The 15,325-nt window shown below is 34.0% G+C and carries 8 protein-coding genes; 6 read left to right on the top strand and 2 right to left on the bottom strand.

Annotated features, from left to right (window positions below):
* Positions 1–214 precede the first annotated feature (214 nt).
* The 3 genes from rpoC to JI750_RS00200 all read left to right on the top strand — a co-directional run bounded on the left by rpoC (position 215) and on the right by JI750_RS00200 (position 5,888).
* Complete coding sequence (gene rpoC / locus JI750_RS00210) at positions 215–4,525, top strand: DNA-directed RNA polymerase subunit beta' (RefSeq protein ID WP_201998148.1); 4,311 nt, start codon at positions 215–217, stop codon at positions 4,523–4,525.
* A gap of 10 nt (positions 4,526–4,535) precedes the next feature.
* On the top strand, positions 4,536–4,847 hold the full coding sequence (locus JI750_RS00205; protein ID WP_201998146.1) for a DUF3467 domain-containing protein: 312 nt from the start codon (positions 4,536–4,538) through the stop codon (positions 4,845–4,847).
* Positions 4,848–5,156: 309 nt separating this feature from the next.
* On the top strand, positions 5,157–5,888 hold the full coding sequence (locus JI750_RS00200; RefSeq protein WP_201998144.1) for a hypothetical protein: 732 nt from the start codon (positions 5,157–5,159) through the stop codon (positions 5,886–5,888).
* Between the two features lie 88 nt (positions 5,889–5,976).
* Here JI750_RS00200 and JI750_RS00195 read toward each other — a convergent pair whose 3' ends face one another.
* On the bottom strand, positions 5,977–7,569 hold the full coding sequence (locus JI750_RS00195) for a peptide chain release factor 3 (protein WP_008466910.1): 1,593 nt from the start codon (positions 7,567–7,569) through the stop codon (positions 5,977–5,979).
* A 148-nt stretch (positions 7,570–7,717) separates the two neighbouring features.
* On the bottom strand, positions 7,718–9,160 hold the full coding sequence (locus tag JI750_RS00190) for an alpha-amylase (RefSeq protein ID WP_201998142.1): 1,443 nt from the start codon (positions 9,158–9,160) through the stop codon (positions 7,718–7,720).
* Positions 9,161–9,648: 488 nt separating this feature from the next.
* Here JI750_RS00190 and JI750_RS00185 point away from each other — a divergent pair, with 488 nt between their 5' ends.
* The 3 genes from JI750_RS00185 (at position 9,649) to JI750_RS00175 (ending at position 15,295) form a co-directional block, all read left to right on the top strand.
* Positions 9,649–11,079: a peptidylprolyl isomerase gene (locus tag JI750_RS00185; protein ID WP_201998140.1), complete on the top strand. Its 1,431-nt coding sequence runs from the start codon at positions 9,649–9,651 to the stop codon at positions 11,077–11,079.
* Between the two features lie 78 nt (positions 11,080–11,157).
* Positions 11,158–12,111 (top strand): AAA family ATPase, encoded by a 954-nt coding sequence (locus JI750_RS00180; RefSeq protein WP_066032583.1) that lies wholly within the window; start codon positions 11,158–11,160, stop codon positions 12,109–12,111.
* Between the two features lie 412 nt (positions 12,112–12,523).
* Complete coding sequence (locus JI750_RS00175; RefSeq protein ID WP_201998138.1) at positions 12,524–15,295, top strand: bifunctional aconitate hydratase 2/2-methylisocitrate dehydratase; 2,772 nt, start codon at positions 12,524–12,526, stop codon at positions 15,293–15,295.
* Positions 15,296–15,325 lie beyond the last annotated feature (30 nt).

Genomic DNA, 15,325 nt, shown 5'->3' with positions numbered 1-15,325 from the left:
CATTTATAATAAGTTTTTAAAGATTTATACCCGTAAACCGTTCCGATTTTTTATAACAATGCGAGGCATTTTATAACTAGCACTTCAAATTTAATTTTGGGGTTTAGAGAAGTAACCCGAGGTAGTAGCTGAATGATTAACTCTTATTTTTTTAGGAGTAGATTATAAATCTAAATTCAATTTTTTAATTGCAAATAAATCAATAGTAAAAACTATGATGAATAACAGAAACAATAATAAAGATAAGAATCCAGTAAAAAGATTTAACAAAATCTCTATTGGATTGGCTTCACCAGAATCTATCTTGAAAGAATCAAGAGGAGAGGTTTTAAAGCCAGAAACTATTAACTATAGAACTCACAAACCAGAGCGTGACGGACTTTTCTGCGAAAGAATCTTCGGACCAGTAAAAGATTTCGAATGTGCTTGTGGTAAGTATAAAAGAATTCGTTACAAAGGTATCATCTGTGACCGTTGTGGTGTTGAAGTTACTGAGAAAAAAGTACGTCGTGATAGAGTAGGACACATCAACCTTGTTGTGCCAATTGCTCATATCTGGTACTTCCGTTCTCTTCCAAACAAAATTGGTTATATCCTTGGTCTTCCATCTAAGAAATTAGATATGATCATTTACTACGAAAGATACGTAGTAATTCAGCCAGGTATTGCTAAAAATGCAGATGGAGAATCATTACAAAGATTAGATTTCTTAACTGAAGAAGAATACTTAAACATTTTAGACACTCTTCCGCAAGAAAACCAATATTTAGATGATTTAGATCCTAATAAATTTGTTGCCAAAATGGGAGCAGAGTGTATTATGGATTTATTAGCTCGTATTGACCTAGATGCTTTATCTTATGAATTAAGACACAGCGCTAACAACGAGACTTCTAAACAAAGAAAAACGGAAGCTTTAAAAAGATTACAAGTTGTTGAGTCTTTCCGTGAGTCTAACGAAAACCGCGAAAACCGTCCAGAATGGATGATTATGAAAGTGGTTCCAGTTATCCCGCCAGAATTACGTCCGCTTGTGCCACTTGATGGAGGTCGTTTTGCAACTTCAGATTTGAATGACTTATATCGTCGTGTAATCATCCGTAACAACCGTTTGAAAAGATTGATGGAGATTAAAGCTCCAGAAGTTATCTTAAGAAACGAGAAACGTATGTTACAAGAATCTGTAGATTCATTATTTGATAACACTCGTAAAGCTTCTGCTGTTAAAACAGAATCAAACAGACCATTAAAATCATTATCTGACTCATTAAAAGGTAAACAAGGACGTTTCCGTCAAAACCTTTTAGGAAAACGTGTAGATTATTCTGCTCGTTCGGTAATTGTCGTTGGTCCTGAGTTAAAATTATATGAGTGTGGATTGCCAAAAGATATGGCTTCTGAGTTATACAAACCTTTCGTTATCCGTAAATTGATTGAAAGAGGTATTGTAAAAACAGTAAAATCTGCTAAGAAAATCATTGACAAAAAAGAGCCTGTAGTTTGGGATATCCTTGAAAACGTAATTAAAGGACACCCAGTATTACTTAACCGTGCTCCTACTTTGCACAGACTTGGTATTCAGGCATTCCAGCCAAAATTAATTGAAGGAAAAGCGATCCAGTTACACCCATTAGTATGTACGGCATTCAACGCCGATTTCGATGGTGACCAGATGGCGGTTCACTTACCATTAGGGCCAGAGGCTATTTTAGAGGCTCAATTATTAATGTTGGCTTCTCACAATATCTTGAACCCTGCAAATGGTGCTCCAATTACTGTACCTTCTCAGGACATGGTCTTGGGTCTATACTATATGACCAAAGAGCGTATTTCTACTGAAGATCACAAAATTATTGGCCAGGATTTGACTTTCTACTCTGCTGAAGAAGTAAATATTGCATTAAACGAAGGAAGATTAGAATTGAATGCTCGTGTGAAAATTAGAGCAAAAGATTTTAATGAGAACGGAGAATTAGTGTACAAAATCATCCAGACAACTGCAGGACGTGTATTATTTAACGAAGTAGTACCTGAAGCAGCTGGATATATCAATGACGTATTGACTAAGAAAAACCTTAGAGATATTATCGGACACATTTTAAGTGTGACTGATGTACCTACAACGGCAGCTTTCTTGGATAATATGAAAGATATGGGTTATAAATTCGCATTTAGAGGAGGTTTATCATTCTCTTTAGGTGATATTAGAATTCCAGAACAAAAAACGAAATTAATTGCAGATGCTAGAGAGCAAGTTGAAGGTATTTCAACTAACTATAACATGGGTCTTATCACAAATAACGAGCGTTACAACCAAGTTATTGATGTATGGACTTCAGCAAATGCTCAGTTAACAGAGTTAGCAATGAAAAATATTAGAGAAGACCAACAAGGTTTCAACTCTGTATATATGATGCTTGACTCTGGGGCGAGGGGTTCTAAGGAGCAGATTCGTCAGTTAACTGGTATGCGTGGTTTGATGGCTAAGCCTAAAAAATCTACTGCTGGTGGTGGTGAGATTATTGAAAACCCGATTCTTTCTAACTTTAAGGAAGGTCTTTCGATCCTTGAGTACTTTATTTCTACTCACGGTGCGCGTAAAGGTCTTGCGGATACGGCTCTTAAAACGGCCGATGCTGGTTACTTGACAAGAAGGCTTCATGACGTTTCTCAAGATGTTATTGTTAACATTGAAGATTGTGGGACTTTAAGAGGTGTTGAAGTTGCAGCATTGAAGAAAAATGAGGAAATCGTTGAATCTTTAGGAGAGAGAATTCTAGGGCGTGTTGCATTACAAGACGTTATCAATCCTCTTACTAACGAAGTAATGGTTAAATCTGGTGAGCAAATTACTGAAGCAATTATGAGAACTATCGAAGCTTCTCCAATTGAGAAAGTAGAAGTTAGATCTCCATTAACTTGTGAAGCTTTAAAAGGTATTTGTGCTAAATGTTACGGTAGAAACTTAGCTACTGGTAAGATGACACAAAGAGGGGAAGCTGTCGGAGTTATTGCAGCTCAGTCTATTGGAGAGCCAGGTACACAGTTAACACTTCGTACGTTCCACGTTGGAGGGGTTGCTGGAGGTATTTCTGAAGAGTCTAGTATTGTTACAAGATTTGCGGGTAGACTTGAAATTGAAGATTTAAAAACAGTAAAAGGAGAAGATAGTGAAGGTAACGAAGTTGATATCGTTGTATCACGTTCTACTGAGTTAAAATTAATTGACGAAGGAACTGGAATTGTTTTAAATACGCATAATATTCCTTACGGATCTAGTATTTTTGTTAATGATGGTGATACTGTCGCAAAAGGAACTGTAATCTGTAAATGGGATCCATATAACGGTGTAATTGTTTCTGAGTTTACAGGTAAGATTGCTTACGAAGACTTAGAGCAAGGACAATCATATATGGTTGAAATTGATGAGCAAACTGGTTTCCAAGAAAAAGTAATTTCTGAGGCTAGAAACAAAAAATTAATCCCAACTTTATTAGTTTATGGTAAAGAAGGTGAATTGATTCGTTCATACAACTTACCAGTAGGTGCACACTTAATGGTTGAAAATGGTGAGAAAATTAAAGCAGGTAAAGTATTAGTTAAGATTCCACGTCGTTCTTCTAAAGCGGGCGATATTACGGGAGGTCTTCCAAGAATTACTGAGTTGCTTGAGGCTCGTAACCCTTCAAACCCTGCTGTTGTATCTGAAATTGATGGTGTTGTATCTTTTGGAAAAATTAAGAGAGGTAACCGTGAGATCGTTATCGAGTCTAAATTTGGTGAGATTAAGAAATATTTAGTTAAACTTTCTAGCCAAATCTTAGTACAAGAAAATGACTTCGTAAGAGCGGGAGTTCCATTGTCTGATGGTGCAATTACACCAGATGATATCTTAAGAATTCAAGGTCCAGCTGCTGTACAACAGTACTTGGTAAATGAAATTCAAGAGGTTTACCGTTTACAAGGGGTAAAAATTAATGACAAGCACTTTGAGGTAGTTATTCGTCAAATGATGCGTAAAGTAAGAGTTGAAGATCCAGGAGATACTCTATTCTTAGAAGATCAATTGATCCATACTAAAGACTTTATCATTCAAAATGACAAATTATATGGTATGAAAGTGGTTGAAGATGCTGGAGATTCTTCAGTATTGAAACCAGGTCAGATCATTACTCCTCGCGAATTACGTGACGAGAATTCATTATTGAAACGTACAGATAAAAATCTTGTTGTAGCAAGAGATGTAATTACTGCAACTGCAACGCCAGTTTTACAAGGTATTACAAGAGCTTCGTTACAAACTAAATCATTCATTTCTGCGGCTTCATTCCAGGAGACAACGAAAGTACTTAACGAGGCTGCTGTAGCTGGTAAAGTAGATGATTTAGAAGGATTAAAAGAAAATGTAATTGTTGGACACAGAATTCCTGCGGGAACTGGTATGAGAGAGTACGATAACACTATCGTAGGATCTAAAGATGATTACAACGAAATGATGGCTAATAAAGAAGAATACATTTATTAATTAGGAAACTATGAGTAATCCGAAACAACAACAAGAGCAAATTAACATCGAGTTAGATGAAAGCATTGCAGAAGGAATTTATTCCAATCTTGCGATAATTAATCACTCATCATCAGAGTTTGTTTTAGATTTTGTGAGCATTATGCCAGGTATTCCTAAAGCCAAGGTAAAGTCAAGAATTGTTTTGACACCACAACATGCTAAAAGATTATTGCGAGCAATAGGTGAAAATATCCATAGATTTGAGGCAGCTCATGGCGAAATCAAAGAAACGGAGCAAGCACCAATTCCGCTTAATTTTGGTCCAACAGGACAAGCATAAAATTTAAAGCCCCTTTTTAAGGGGCTTTTTTTAATGCTTAATAGATAATAAAATGTTGTTTGTCGGATTTAATTCACTTTAGTCGACTAATTTTCTTTTCAAATGAGTATTATTTTAACTTGCTGTTGCCTAAAAAAACGAATTTTGAAATATAATAACTTAGTAAGGTTGATTTAATTCAAATTATAAAAAAGCGCTAATCCAATATTAGCGTTTTTTTTATGTTTTCTTCCCAACCTTTTTCGCGAAAATGTACTCTATATAAGTAAATAGTCTGTTACAGATTTTTTAACTTAAAAAGATATGTCCATGAAAAAGAAATTCACCTTAGAAATAGCAAGTCCATGTTCTGAAAATTTTGATAAAATGACTCCAAATGAAAGCGGTTCATTTTGCAATTCCTGTATGAAAAATGTAATTGATTTAAGCAAAAAGACGAATTCTGAAGTTGCAAAATTCATTTCAGATAACAAAAACACAAATATTTGTGCCAGATTAAAAACAACTCAGTTGGCAGAAGAATTTCAGTTTAATGAAACATCAAAAATCAATAACTTAAAATATGCAGCTGTGGCGGCGTCAATTATGTTAGCATCAAATGTAACCGCACAAGAAAAAAATGCAGCTGAAACTGAAATTAGGGTTCCAGAACCAGTACATTATACAGTTGGAAAAGTTGCTTACGTTCAAAATACAGAAGAACAATCAATTTTTATAAAAGGAAAATTGCTTGATGCCAAAACAAATAAACCTTTCGATAAAAAAATATATCAAAATTTAGCTATTGCTATTAATGGTTCAAAGAGTAATGTAAAAATGAGTTCAAAAACAGGGGAGTTTTTAATTCCGATATTAATTGCGAAGAATTCTAAAGCATTTGAAGTCACAATTACGGCCAATGATTATTATCTTTCGAAAACAATTCCTTTTAATATGAGTTTACTAAAAGATAATGTATTACAACAAAATATAATTATTTCAGCTGATGAACTTACTAAAATCTATATTGCAGGCGGATTAGGAATTAACTATACACGATAATTATCAAATTTACATATTGGGGAATGTAAATGAAAAAGGCTGTCTAAATAAATTGACAGCCTTTTATATTTTAATCTAAAGTGAATTATTAATCAAACTCAGATGTAAAGTACAATTTAACAGTTGGATATTTACTTTGTGTCATTTGAATTGTAAAATCAGAATCTGCTAAGAAAACTAATTGTCCGTACTTATCATGAGCCAAGAATTTTTGTTTAATACGTTTAAATTCTTTGAATTCTTCATTTTTAGCATCATCAGGTTTTACCCAGCAAGCTTTATGTACAGGGAAATTCTCGTATGTACATTTAGCACCGTATTCGTGCTCCAAACGATATTGAATTACCTCATACTGAAGCGCTCCAACCGTTCCGATAACTTTACGATTATTCATTTCTAAAGTAAATAACTGAGCTACACCTTCATCCATTAACTGATCAACTCCTTTTTCCAATTGCTTAGCTTTCATCGGATCGGCATTATTAATGTATCTAAAGTGCTCTGGAGAGAAACTCGGAATTCCTTTAAAGCTCATGATTTCGCCTTCGGTTAAAGTATCACCAATTTTAAAGTTTCCTGTATCATGCAGACCAACAATGTCACCAGGATAAGAAATATCAACGATTTCTTTTTTCTCAGCGAAGAATGCATTCGGACTAGAGAATTTTAAATTTTTCTTTTGGCGAACGTGGTAGTAAGGTTTATTTCTTTCAAAAGTTCCAGAAACGATCTTAATAAATGCTAAACGGTCACGGTGTTTTGGATCCATGTTAGCGTGGATTTTAAAAACAAATCCAGTCATTTTTTCTTCTGTAGGCTCAACTGTGCGTGTTTCAGAATCTTTTGCTCTTGGAGACGGGGCTATTGTAATGAAACAGTCTAATAGTTCACGAACTCCGAAGTTATTCAAAGCAGAACCAAAGAATACTGGCTGAATTTTTCCATCCAAATAATCCTGACGTTCGAATTTTGGATAAACCTCATCAATTAGTTCTAATTCTTCACGAAGCTTATTAGCAGCTTTTTCTCCCACAATTTTATCCAATTCTGGATTGTTTTGCACATCAGAAAAAGCAATTGTTTCTTCAATATTTTTACGGCTGTCTCCACTGAAAAGGTTAATGTTTTCTTCCCATAAATTGTAAATTCCTTGAAAATCATAACCCATTCCGATTGGGAAACTTAGTGGTGTAACTTTCAATCCTAATTTTTGTTCAACTTCATCCATTAGGTCAAAAGCATCTTTACCTTCACGGTCTAATTTATTGATGAAAACAATCATCGGAATGTTACGCATTCTACAAACAGCAACCAGTTTTTCTGTTTGTTCCTCAACCCCTTTTGCAACATCAATTACAACAATTACACTATCAACAGCGGTTAAAGTTCTAAAGGTATCTTCGGCAAAATCCTTGTGTCCAGGAGTATCAAGGATATTGATTTTTTTATCTTTATAATTAAAAGCAAGCACAGAAGTCGAAACCGAGATACCTCTCTGACGCTCGATTTCCATAAAGTCACTTGTTGCTCCTTTTTTAATTTTGTTGTTTTTTACAGCTCCCGCTTCCTGAATAGCCCCTCCAAACAACAGTAATTTTTCAGTTAAAGTTGTTTTACCGGCATCGGGGTGCGAGATGATTCCAAATGTTCTTCTGCGTTGTATTTCTTTTAAAAAGCTCATATTTCGTATAAATAGGTTGCAAAAGTACTATTAAATACGGCTTTATAAAAATATTCAGTTCGTAAATTTGGAAGTCTTTATTCTGGAAAGGTTTTTTTAGAAAAAAATAAGGCTGTTTTGCAACAGCCTTAAATAGTCATTTTTAAAATTACTGATTAATTGACCAAATTGAATATCCTTTAGGAGGACATTGTATTTTAACCCATTTGTCTGCCTGAGTCGTTGGGTACCAAGATGAATTTCCTGTGAAATCTTTAATTTGAGTATTGGCCCAATTCGTCTGAATCCATCTTTCTTGCCAAACATCTGAGTTGTTGATGTAAACTACCAATCCTGGATTTCCGTTGTAACCGTTTCTTCTTGCCACATATTCGTCATTGTCAGAATATAAAATAGAAGTTGTTCCGGTTGCTTTACTATTGTGAATCCAGATCAGATTATTTAGTTTGTTTTTGTCCAGCCATTCTTCGTAATCTCGGTAGAAAATAGTTGGATAACCTTCGTGAGTTAATATATAAGAGTACGCTAACATTTTGCTCCAAATTTCATCAGTATCGTGATTGGTTACAAAAGTCACCGCTTTGTACGGATTACGTTTCCACATCATGTCATCATTCAATAACGCTAAATTGTTCCCATCAAATGCATCATTCATTTTGTAATAACAAGCAAAATCAAAAACAGAACTATTAGCTGCGTTTGCCCAGTCATTTAATACATTTACATTCGAATCCCATAACTCTCCAACGGAAAATCCACCTACATTAGCATTCCATGAATTTACGACCCATGCACCAAATCCTTTTACATAGTCAAATCTCCATCCATCAAATTTCATGGTATTTTTATAGTATTTACCAACTCCGTCAGTACGTAGCCACAGCCAGTTCTGAACATTTGGTGCAGCATGGCATAAATCTGGAAACCCGCCAAAAGATCCTTCGTCATTATTTCCGTAGCTATTTTTATAAAAATCATTATAGTTACGAGGAAATTTACCCGAAGCAACTCCCGTGAAATTAGTCCACGTATTTGTTCCTGTGAATGGATTTGCTTCAGATTGTCCACCACTGTTATGGTTTATTACGATATCTGCATAAACTTTGATGTTTTCGTTGTGAGCAGCAGTAATTAAGTTTACCAGTTCAGTTTTAGATCCAAATCTGGTTTCGATACTTCCGTTTTGATTATAATCTCCAAAATCAAAATAATCTGTTGGATCATATCCCATAGAAAAAGCTCCATTTTGTGCTTTTGAAGCAGGCGGAAGCCATATAGAACCAATTCCAGCGTTACCCCATGCGGTTACTTTGCTGCTTACGGTATTCCACCAAGTCCCTCCCGAAGGAACGTCCCAGTAGAAAGCTTGCATCATAACACCTCCTCCGGGATTGTCGACATATTTTCCTGTTGGAGAAGAGCTAGTAACTCCTGTATTAAATGGTTTTCCATCGTGATGAGTAACATCAATAACTTTAAATTTTTGGCTTTCAGCTTTTGCATCCGATTCGTTGATTTCATTTTCAGAACACGAATAGAGAAGAGCGCTAAATGCCATAATAAGGCATAATTTTAAAATAGGTTTTTTCATAGTAGATTGTGGTTAAGTTAAATAGTAAGTTTTGTAATTATTGTTTTTAAGCTTAAAAAATGGTGTTATTGGTAAATTTTGATAGCTTAATTTGATAATTACGCATCTAAAGTAAATGTTTTTTGATTTAATTTTAATTTGTAAGAAAATAGTTTGCCACGAAAACGTTGTAGTGTTGAGAACTTTTTTTATAGTGCTTATAATTAGATGTTTATTTGTCGTTTAAATTCAAATTTTAAAAACAACTATAGAATTGTCTTTCATGTATTAGAAAAATAGAAGAGAAGATTTTGCGGGTTGGAATAGAACTATCCTATAATTTTTTGTTAATAGTATATCGGATAGTTGGATTATGTAATTGAATTGTTATTTTTGTTCGTTATAAGTTACGAAAGAACTATACTTTAATTATTTATGTTTAAGTTCAACATCAATAATTTTAGAGGGATTATCTAAAACAGGCTTACATTCAAATAAAAATTAAAATAATGCTATTAAAAAAATTACAGCTAAAAACAATTGATTACAAGTTTGCACTAACAATTTGTTTTTTTCTTTTTTTTACTTCAATCATCACAGCGCAAGAAATTATTCCTGATGTCGTTGCCCAAAAACCAGTTGAAACTCCTTCTGGCGGAAAATTAAAAATAGATGGAATCATTGCGACTGTAGGAGATTACATCGTTTTGGATTCTGATATCGATAAAGGTTTTTTAGAGATTACTGCACAAGGAGGATCTATAAAAGATATTACAAGATGTCAAATGCTTGGTAAACTTTTGGAGGATAAATTATATGCTCACCAAGCCATTCAAGATAGTATTATTGTAAGTGATGCAGAGGTAAGAGGTATGATGGAAGAGCGTCTTAATTATATGACTCAACAAGTAGGTGATATCAATAAAGTAGTTGAATACTATAAAAAAAGCTCTGTAGAAGAATTTAAAACTTATTTTGCAGATATCTTAAAGGAGCAGAAATTAGCTTCAGAGATGAGAGATAAGATTATTAAGGATGTTGAAATTACTCCAGAAGAGGTTCGTAATTTCTTTAAGAAAATCCCAAAAGATGAATTGCCAACTTTTGGAGCTGAAATGGAAGTAGCTCAGATTGTAATTGAACCTAAAATTTCTAAAGAAGATAAACAGAAAGTTATTGATAGATTAAATTCTATTCGACAAGATGTTCTTGAAGGTTCTAGTTTTGCAACAAAAGCAGTTTTATACTCGCAAGATCCAGGATCTGCACCAAATGGAGGATATTATAAAATGACAAGAAAAACTCCATTTGTAAAAGAATTTAAAGATGTAGCTTTTAGTTTGCAAGCGGGAGAAATTTCGCAGCCATTTGAGACAACTTTTGGTTTTCATATCATAATGGTAGAAAAAATTAAAGGGCAAGAAGTTGAGCTTCGTCATATTTTGATTGCTCCAACTGTTTCAGAAGCAGCTTTAAAAGAAGCAAAAGAAAGAATTACTACTATTAGAAATAAAATTGTTAATAAAGAAGTAACTTTTGCTGAAGCGGCAAGAACAGAATCTGATGAAAAAGAAACTAGAGCAAACGGAGGAACATTGGTAAATCCTACAACGCAAGATACTAGATTTGAGTTGACTAAAATGGATCCGCAATTGTACAGTCAAGTTTCAAATTTAAAAGGAGATGAGATTTCTCAACCACTTTTAAATACTGATGATAAAAGTAAAAAGACATATAAGTTAATCACTGTTACCAATAGAATTGATGAGCACACTGCTGATTATGCTAAGGATTATACAAAAATTAAAGAATTAGCATTAAAAGAAAAGCAAATCAATGCAATAGCAAAATGGTTTGATGCTAAAATTAAAGATACTTACATTAAAATTATTGGAGAGTATAAAGACTGTTCTTTTGCAAACAATTGGTTGAAAAAATAAGTTTTAATAAATAAATAAAAAGAGTTAGTTTTATGAATTCATAGAATTAACTCTTTTTAATTTTAAATACATTCATAAATGTCTGACGTAACAGCAATTCACAATTTAGTTCAAAAAAGAAACGAATTAAAAAAAGAAATAGCGAAAATCATTGTAGGGCAGGACGCCGTTGTAGATCAAATTTTACTTTGTATATTTTCTGGAGGACACGCACTTTTAATAGGAGTTCCAGGTTTGGCAAAAACCTTAATGATAAATACTTTATCTCAGGCTTTAGGTTTAGATTTCAAGAGAATTCAATTTACGCCAGATTTAATGCCTTCTGATATTTTGGGAAGCGAAATTTTGGATGAAAATAGAAATTTCAAATTCATTAAAGGGCCAATTTTCTCTAATATTATTTTGGCAGACGAGATAAACAGAACACCTCCAAAAACGCAAGCTGCTTTGTTGGAAGCTATGCAGGAGAGATCGGTAACTATTGCAGGTCAGCATCATAAATTAGATTTGCCTTATTTTGTTTTGGCAACTCAAAACCCAATTGAGCAAGAAGGAACATATCCTTTGCCAGAAGCCCAGTTAGACCGTTTTATGTTTGCTATTAAATTAGAATATCCAACTTTTGAAGAAGAAGTTCAGGTAGTAAAAAGAACAACTTCTGATGTTAAGACAGAAATTAATCCCTTATTTAATGCGCAGGAAATTATTGATTTTCAGCATTTGATTCGTAGAATTCCAGTTGCAGATAATGTTATTGAATATGCAGTAACATTAGTAAGCAAAACACGTCCTGATAATAGTTTGACAAACGATTTTGTAAAGAACTATTTAGATTGGGGAGCAGGACCAAGAGCTTCGCAGAATTTAATTCTAGCAGCAAAAGCACATGCCGCTTTTAACGGAAAATTTTCACCAGATATTGAAGATGTTCAAGCTGTTGCAACAGGTATTTTGAGACATAGGATTATTAAAAATTATAAAGCTGATGCAGAAGGAATTACTGAAGAGACAATAATTAAAAAATTGATGTAATTTTTTTAAGAAATACGAATTAAAATCCCGATAAACTATTGTCGGGATTTTTTGTTTTTATGTGATTTAAATCTTGTGATTTTACAAAAAAGCAAAATCGATTAATGACGTTTCGGCGACGCTAAAAATCCTAACTATAACGTTATAATTGCTTATTTAGAAAGATTCTTTGCGAAAATAGAGGTAAAATCTCACTTCCTTTATAACATCAAATTTCGACTTTGTTAAAGAAAAGATTTTTAAATGTTAATAATTCATTATTTTGATATAAAATTGAGTTTTTGGTAAAAACAAGCAGTGAAAATCGTTTTTTAGCAATAATAATTTTTGAAAAGGCTTGTTCTATTATATTTTTTTTAATTATCGGGTTTAATGCTTAAATTTGCCTCAAAAAAATAAATCCGCTTTTATTATGAATATTTATCAGGATTACCTTCAAGAAATTGAAGAAAGAAAAAATCAAGGGTTACACCCTAAACCAATTGATGGAGCTGAATTATTAAGCGAAATCATTGCTCAAATTAAAGATGTTGATAACGCAAATCGCGAAGACTCTCTTAAGTTTTTTATTTACAATACTTTGCCTGGTACTACAAGTGCAGCAGGTGAAAAAGCTAAGTTCTTAAAAGAAATTATTTTAGGTCAATCTATAGTAAAAGAAATCACTCCAGCTTTTGCTTTTGAACTATTATCACACATGAAGGGTGGACCTTCAATTGAAGTATTATTAGATTTAGCTTTAGGAAACGATGCGGCAATTGCTCAACAAGCTGCAGATGTTCTTAAAACGCAAGTTTTCCTTTACGATGCAGATACTGATCGTTTGAAAGAAGCTTTTAAAGCTGGTAATGTATTTGCTAAAGAAATTATCGAAAGTTATGCAAAAGCTGAATTCTTCACTAAACTTCCAGAAATAGCAGAAGAAATTAAAGTTGTTACATATATTGCTGGTGAAGGAGATATCTCTACAGATTTACTTTCTCCAGGAAACCAAGCTCACTCTCGTTCAGATCGTGAACTTCATGGTAAATGTATGATTACACCTCAAGCACAAGAGGAAATTCAAGCATTACAAGCTAAACATCCAGATGCAAGTATTATGTTAATTGCTGAAAAAGGAACAATGGGTGTTGGTTCTTCTAGAATGTCAGGTGTAAACAACGTTGCGCTTTGGACAGGAAAACAAGCAAGTAAGTATGTTCCATTCGTAAATATTGCTCCAATTGTTGGAGGTACAAATGGTATTTCTCCAATTTTCCTAACTACAGTTGACGTAACAGGAGGTATCGGAATCGACCTTAAAAACTGGGTTAAAAAAGTTGATGCAGACGGGAAACCAGTATTGAACGAAAATAACGAACCGATTCTTGAGCAAGCTTATTCTGTTGCTACAGGAACTGTTTTGACTATTAATACTCAAACTAAAAAATTATATAACGGTGATCAAGAATTAATTGATATTTCTAGATCATTTACGCCTCAGAAAAAAGAGTTCATTAGAGCTGGAGGATCTTATGCAATTGTTTTCGGTAAAAAGTTACAAACATTTGCTGCAAAAGTTTTAGATATTGAGGCTCCTGCTGTATTTGCTCCGTCTAAAGAAATTTCTAACGAAGGACAAGGTTTAACAGCGGTTGAAAAAATCTTCAACAAAAATGCTGTTGGTATCGCTCCAGGAAAAGTGTTGCATGCTGGTTCTGACGTTCGTGTAGAAGTAAACATTGTAGGTTCTCAGGATACTACAGGTCTTATGACTGCCCAAGAATTAGAGTCTATGGCGGCTACAGTTATTTCTCCAATTGTTGATGGTGCTTACCAATCTGGTTGTCATACTGCTTCTGTTTGGGATAAAAAAGCTCAGGCTAACATTCCTAAATTGATGAAGTTCATGAATAACTTCGGTTTAATCACGGCTCGTGACCCGAAAGGTGTTTACCACTCAATGACTGACGTAATCCATAAAGTACTTAATGATATTACTATCGACGAATGGGCAATCATTATCGGTGGTGACTCTCACACGAGAATGTCTAAAGGTGTTGCTTTTGGTGCTGACTCAGGAACTGTTGCTCTTGCATTAGCTACGGGAGAGGCTTCTATGCCAATTCCAGAATCTGTAAAAGTAACTTTCAAAGGAGATATGAAAGGTTATATGGATTTCCGTGATGTGGTTCACGCTACTCAAGCGCAAATGCTTAAACAATTTAACGGTGAAAACGTATTCCAAGGAAGAATCATTGAGGTTCACATCGGAACTCTTACTGCTGACCAAGCGTTTACATTTACAGACTGGACTGCAGAGATGAAAGCAAAAGCTTCTATCTGTATTTCGGAAGACGATACTTTGATCGAATCATTGGAAATTGCTAAAGGCAGAATCCAAATCATGATCGATAAAGGAATGGATAACGACAGACAAGTTCTTCAAGGTTTAATCAATAAAGCTGATAAGAGAATTACTGAAATTAAATCTGGCGAAAAACCAGCTTTAACTCCAGATGCAAACGCTAAATATTATGCTGAAGTTGTGGTTGATTTGGATCAAATTGCCGAGCCAATGATTGCTGACCCAGATGTTAATAATAAAGACGTTTCTAAACGTTATACTCACGACACTATTAGACCATTATCTTTCTATGGTGGGGAGAAAAAAGTAGATCTTGGATTTATAGGTTCTTGTATGGTTCATAAAGGAGATATGAAAATCCTTGCTCAAATGTTGAAAAATGTTGAAGCACAAACAGGAAAAGTTGAGTTTAATGCTCCTCTTGTAGTTGCTCCTCCTACTTACAACATCGTTGATGAATTGAAAGCTGAAGGTGATTGGGAAGTTTTACAAAGATATTCTGGTTTCGAATTTGACGATAATGCTCCAAAAGGTGCTGCTCGTACTGAATACGAAAACATGTTATACTTAGAGCGTCCTGGATGTAACCTTTGTATGGGTAACCAAGAAAAGGCAGCCAAAGGGGATACTGTAATGGCTACTTCAACGCGTTTATTCCAAGGAAGAGTTGTAGAAGATAAAGAAGGTAAAAAAGGAGAATCATTACTTTCTTCTACACCAGTTGTGGTTCTTTCTACAATTTTAGGTAGAACTCCAACTATGGAAGAATATACTGCAGCAGTAGATGGTATCAACTTAACTAAGTTCGCACCTTCTAACAAACAATTAGTTATGTAATCCAAAGATTATTTTGTAATATTTTAAAAG

The sequence above is a fragment of the Flavobacterium tagetis genome, assembly GCF_016735615.1.
Classification (GTDB): domain Bacteria; phylum Bacteroidota; class Bacteroidia; order Flavobacteriales; family Flavobacteriaceae; genus Flavobacterium; species Flavobacterium tagetis.
The sequence above is the reverse complement of the archived record's forward strand: the minus strand, read 5'-3'. Positions and strand labels throughout refer to the sequence as shown.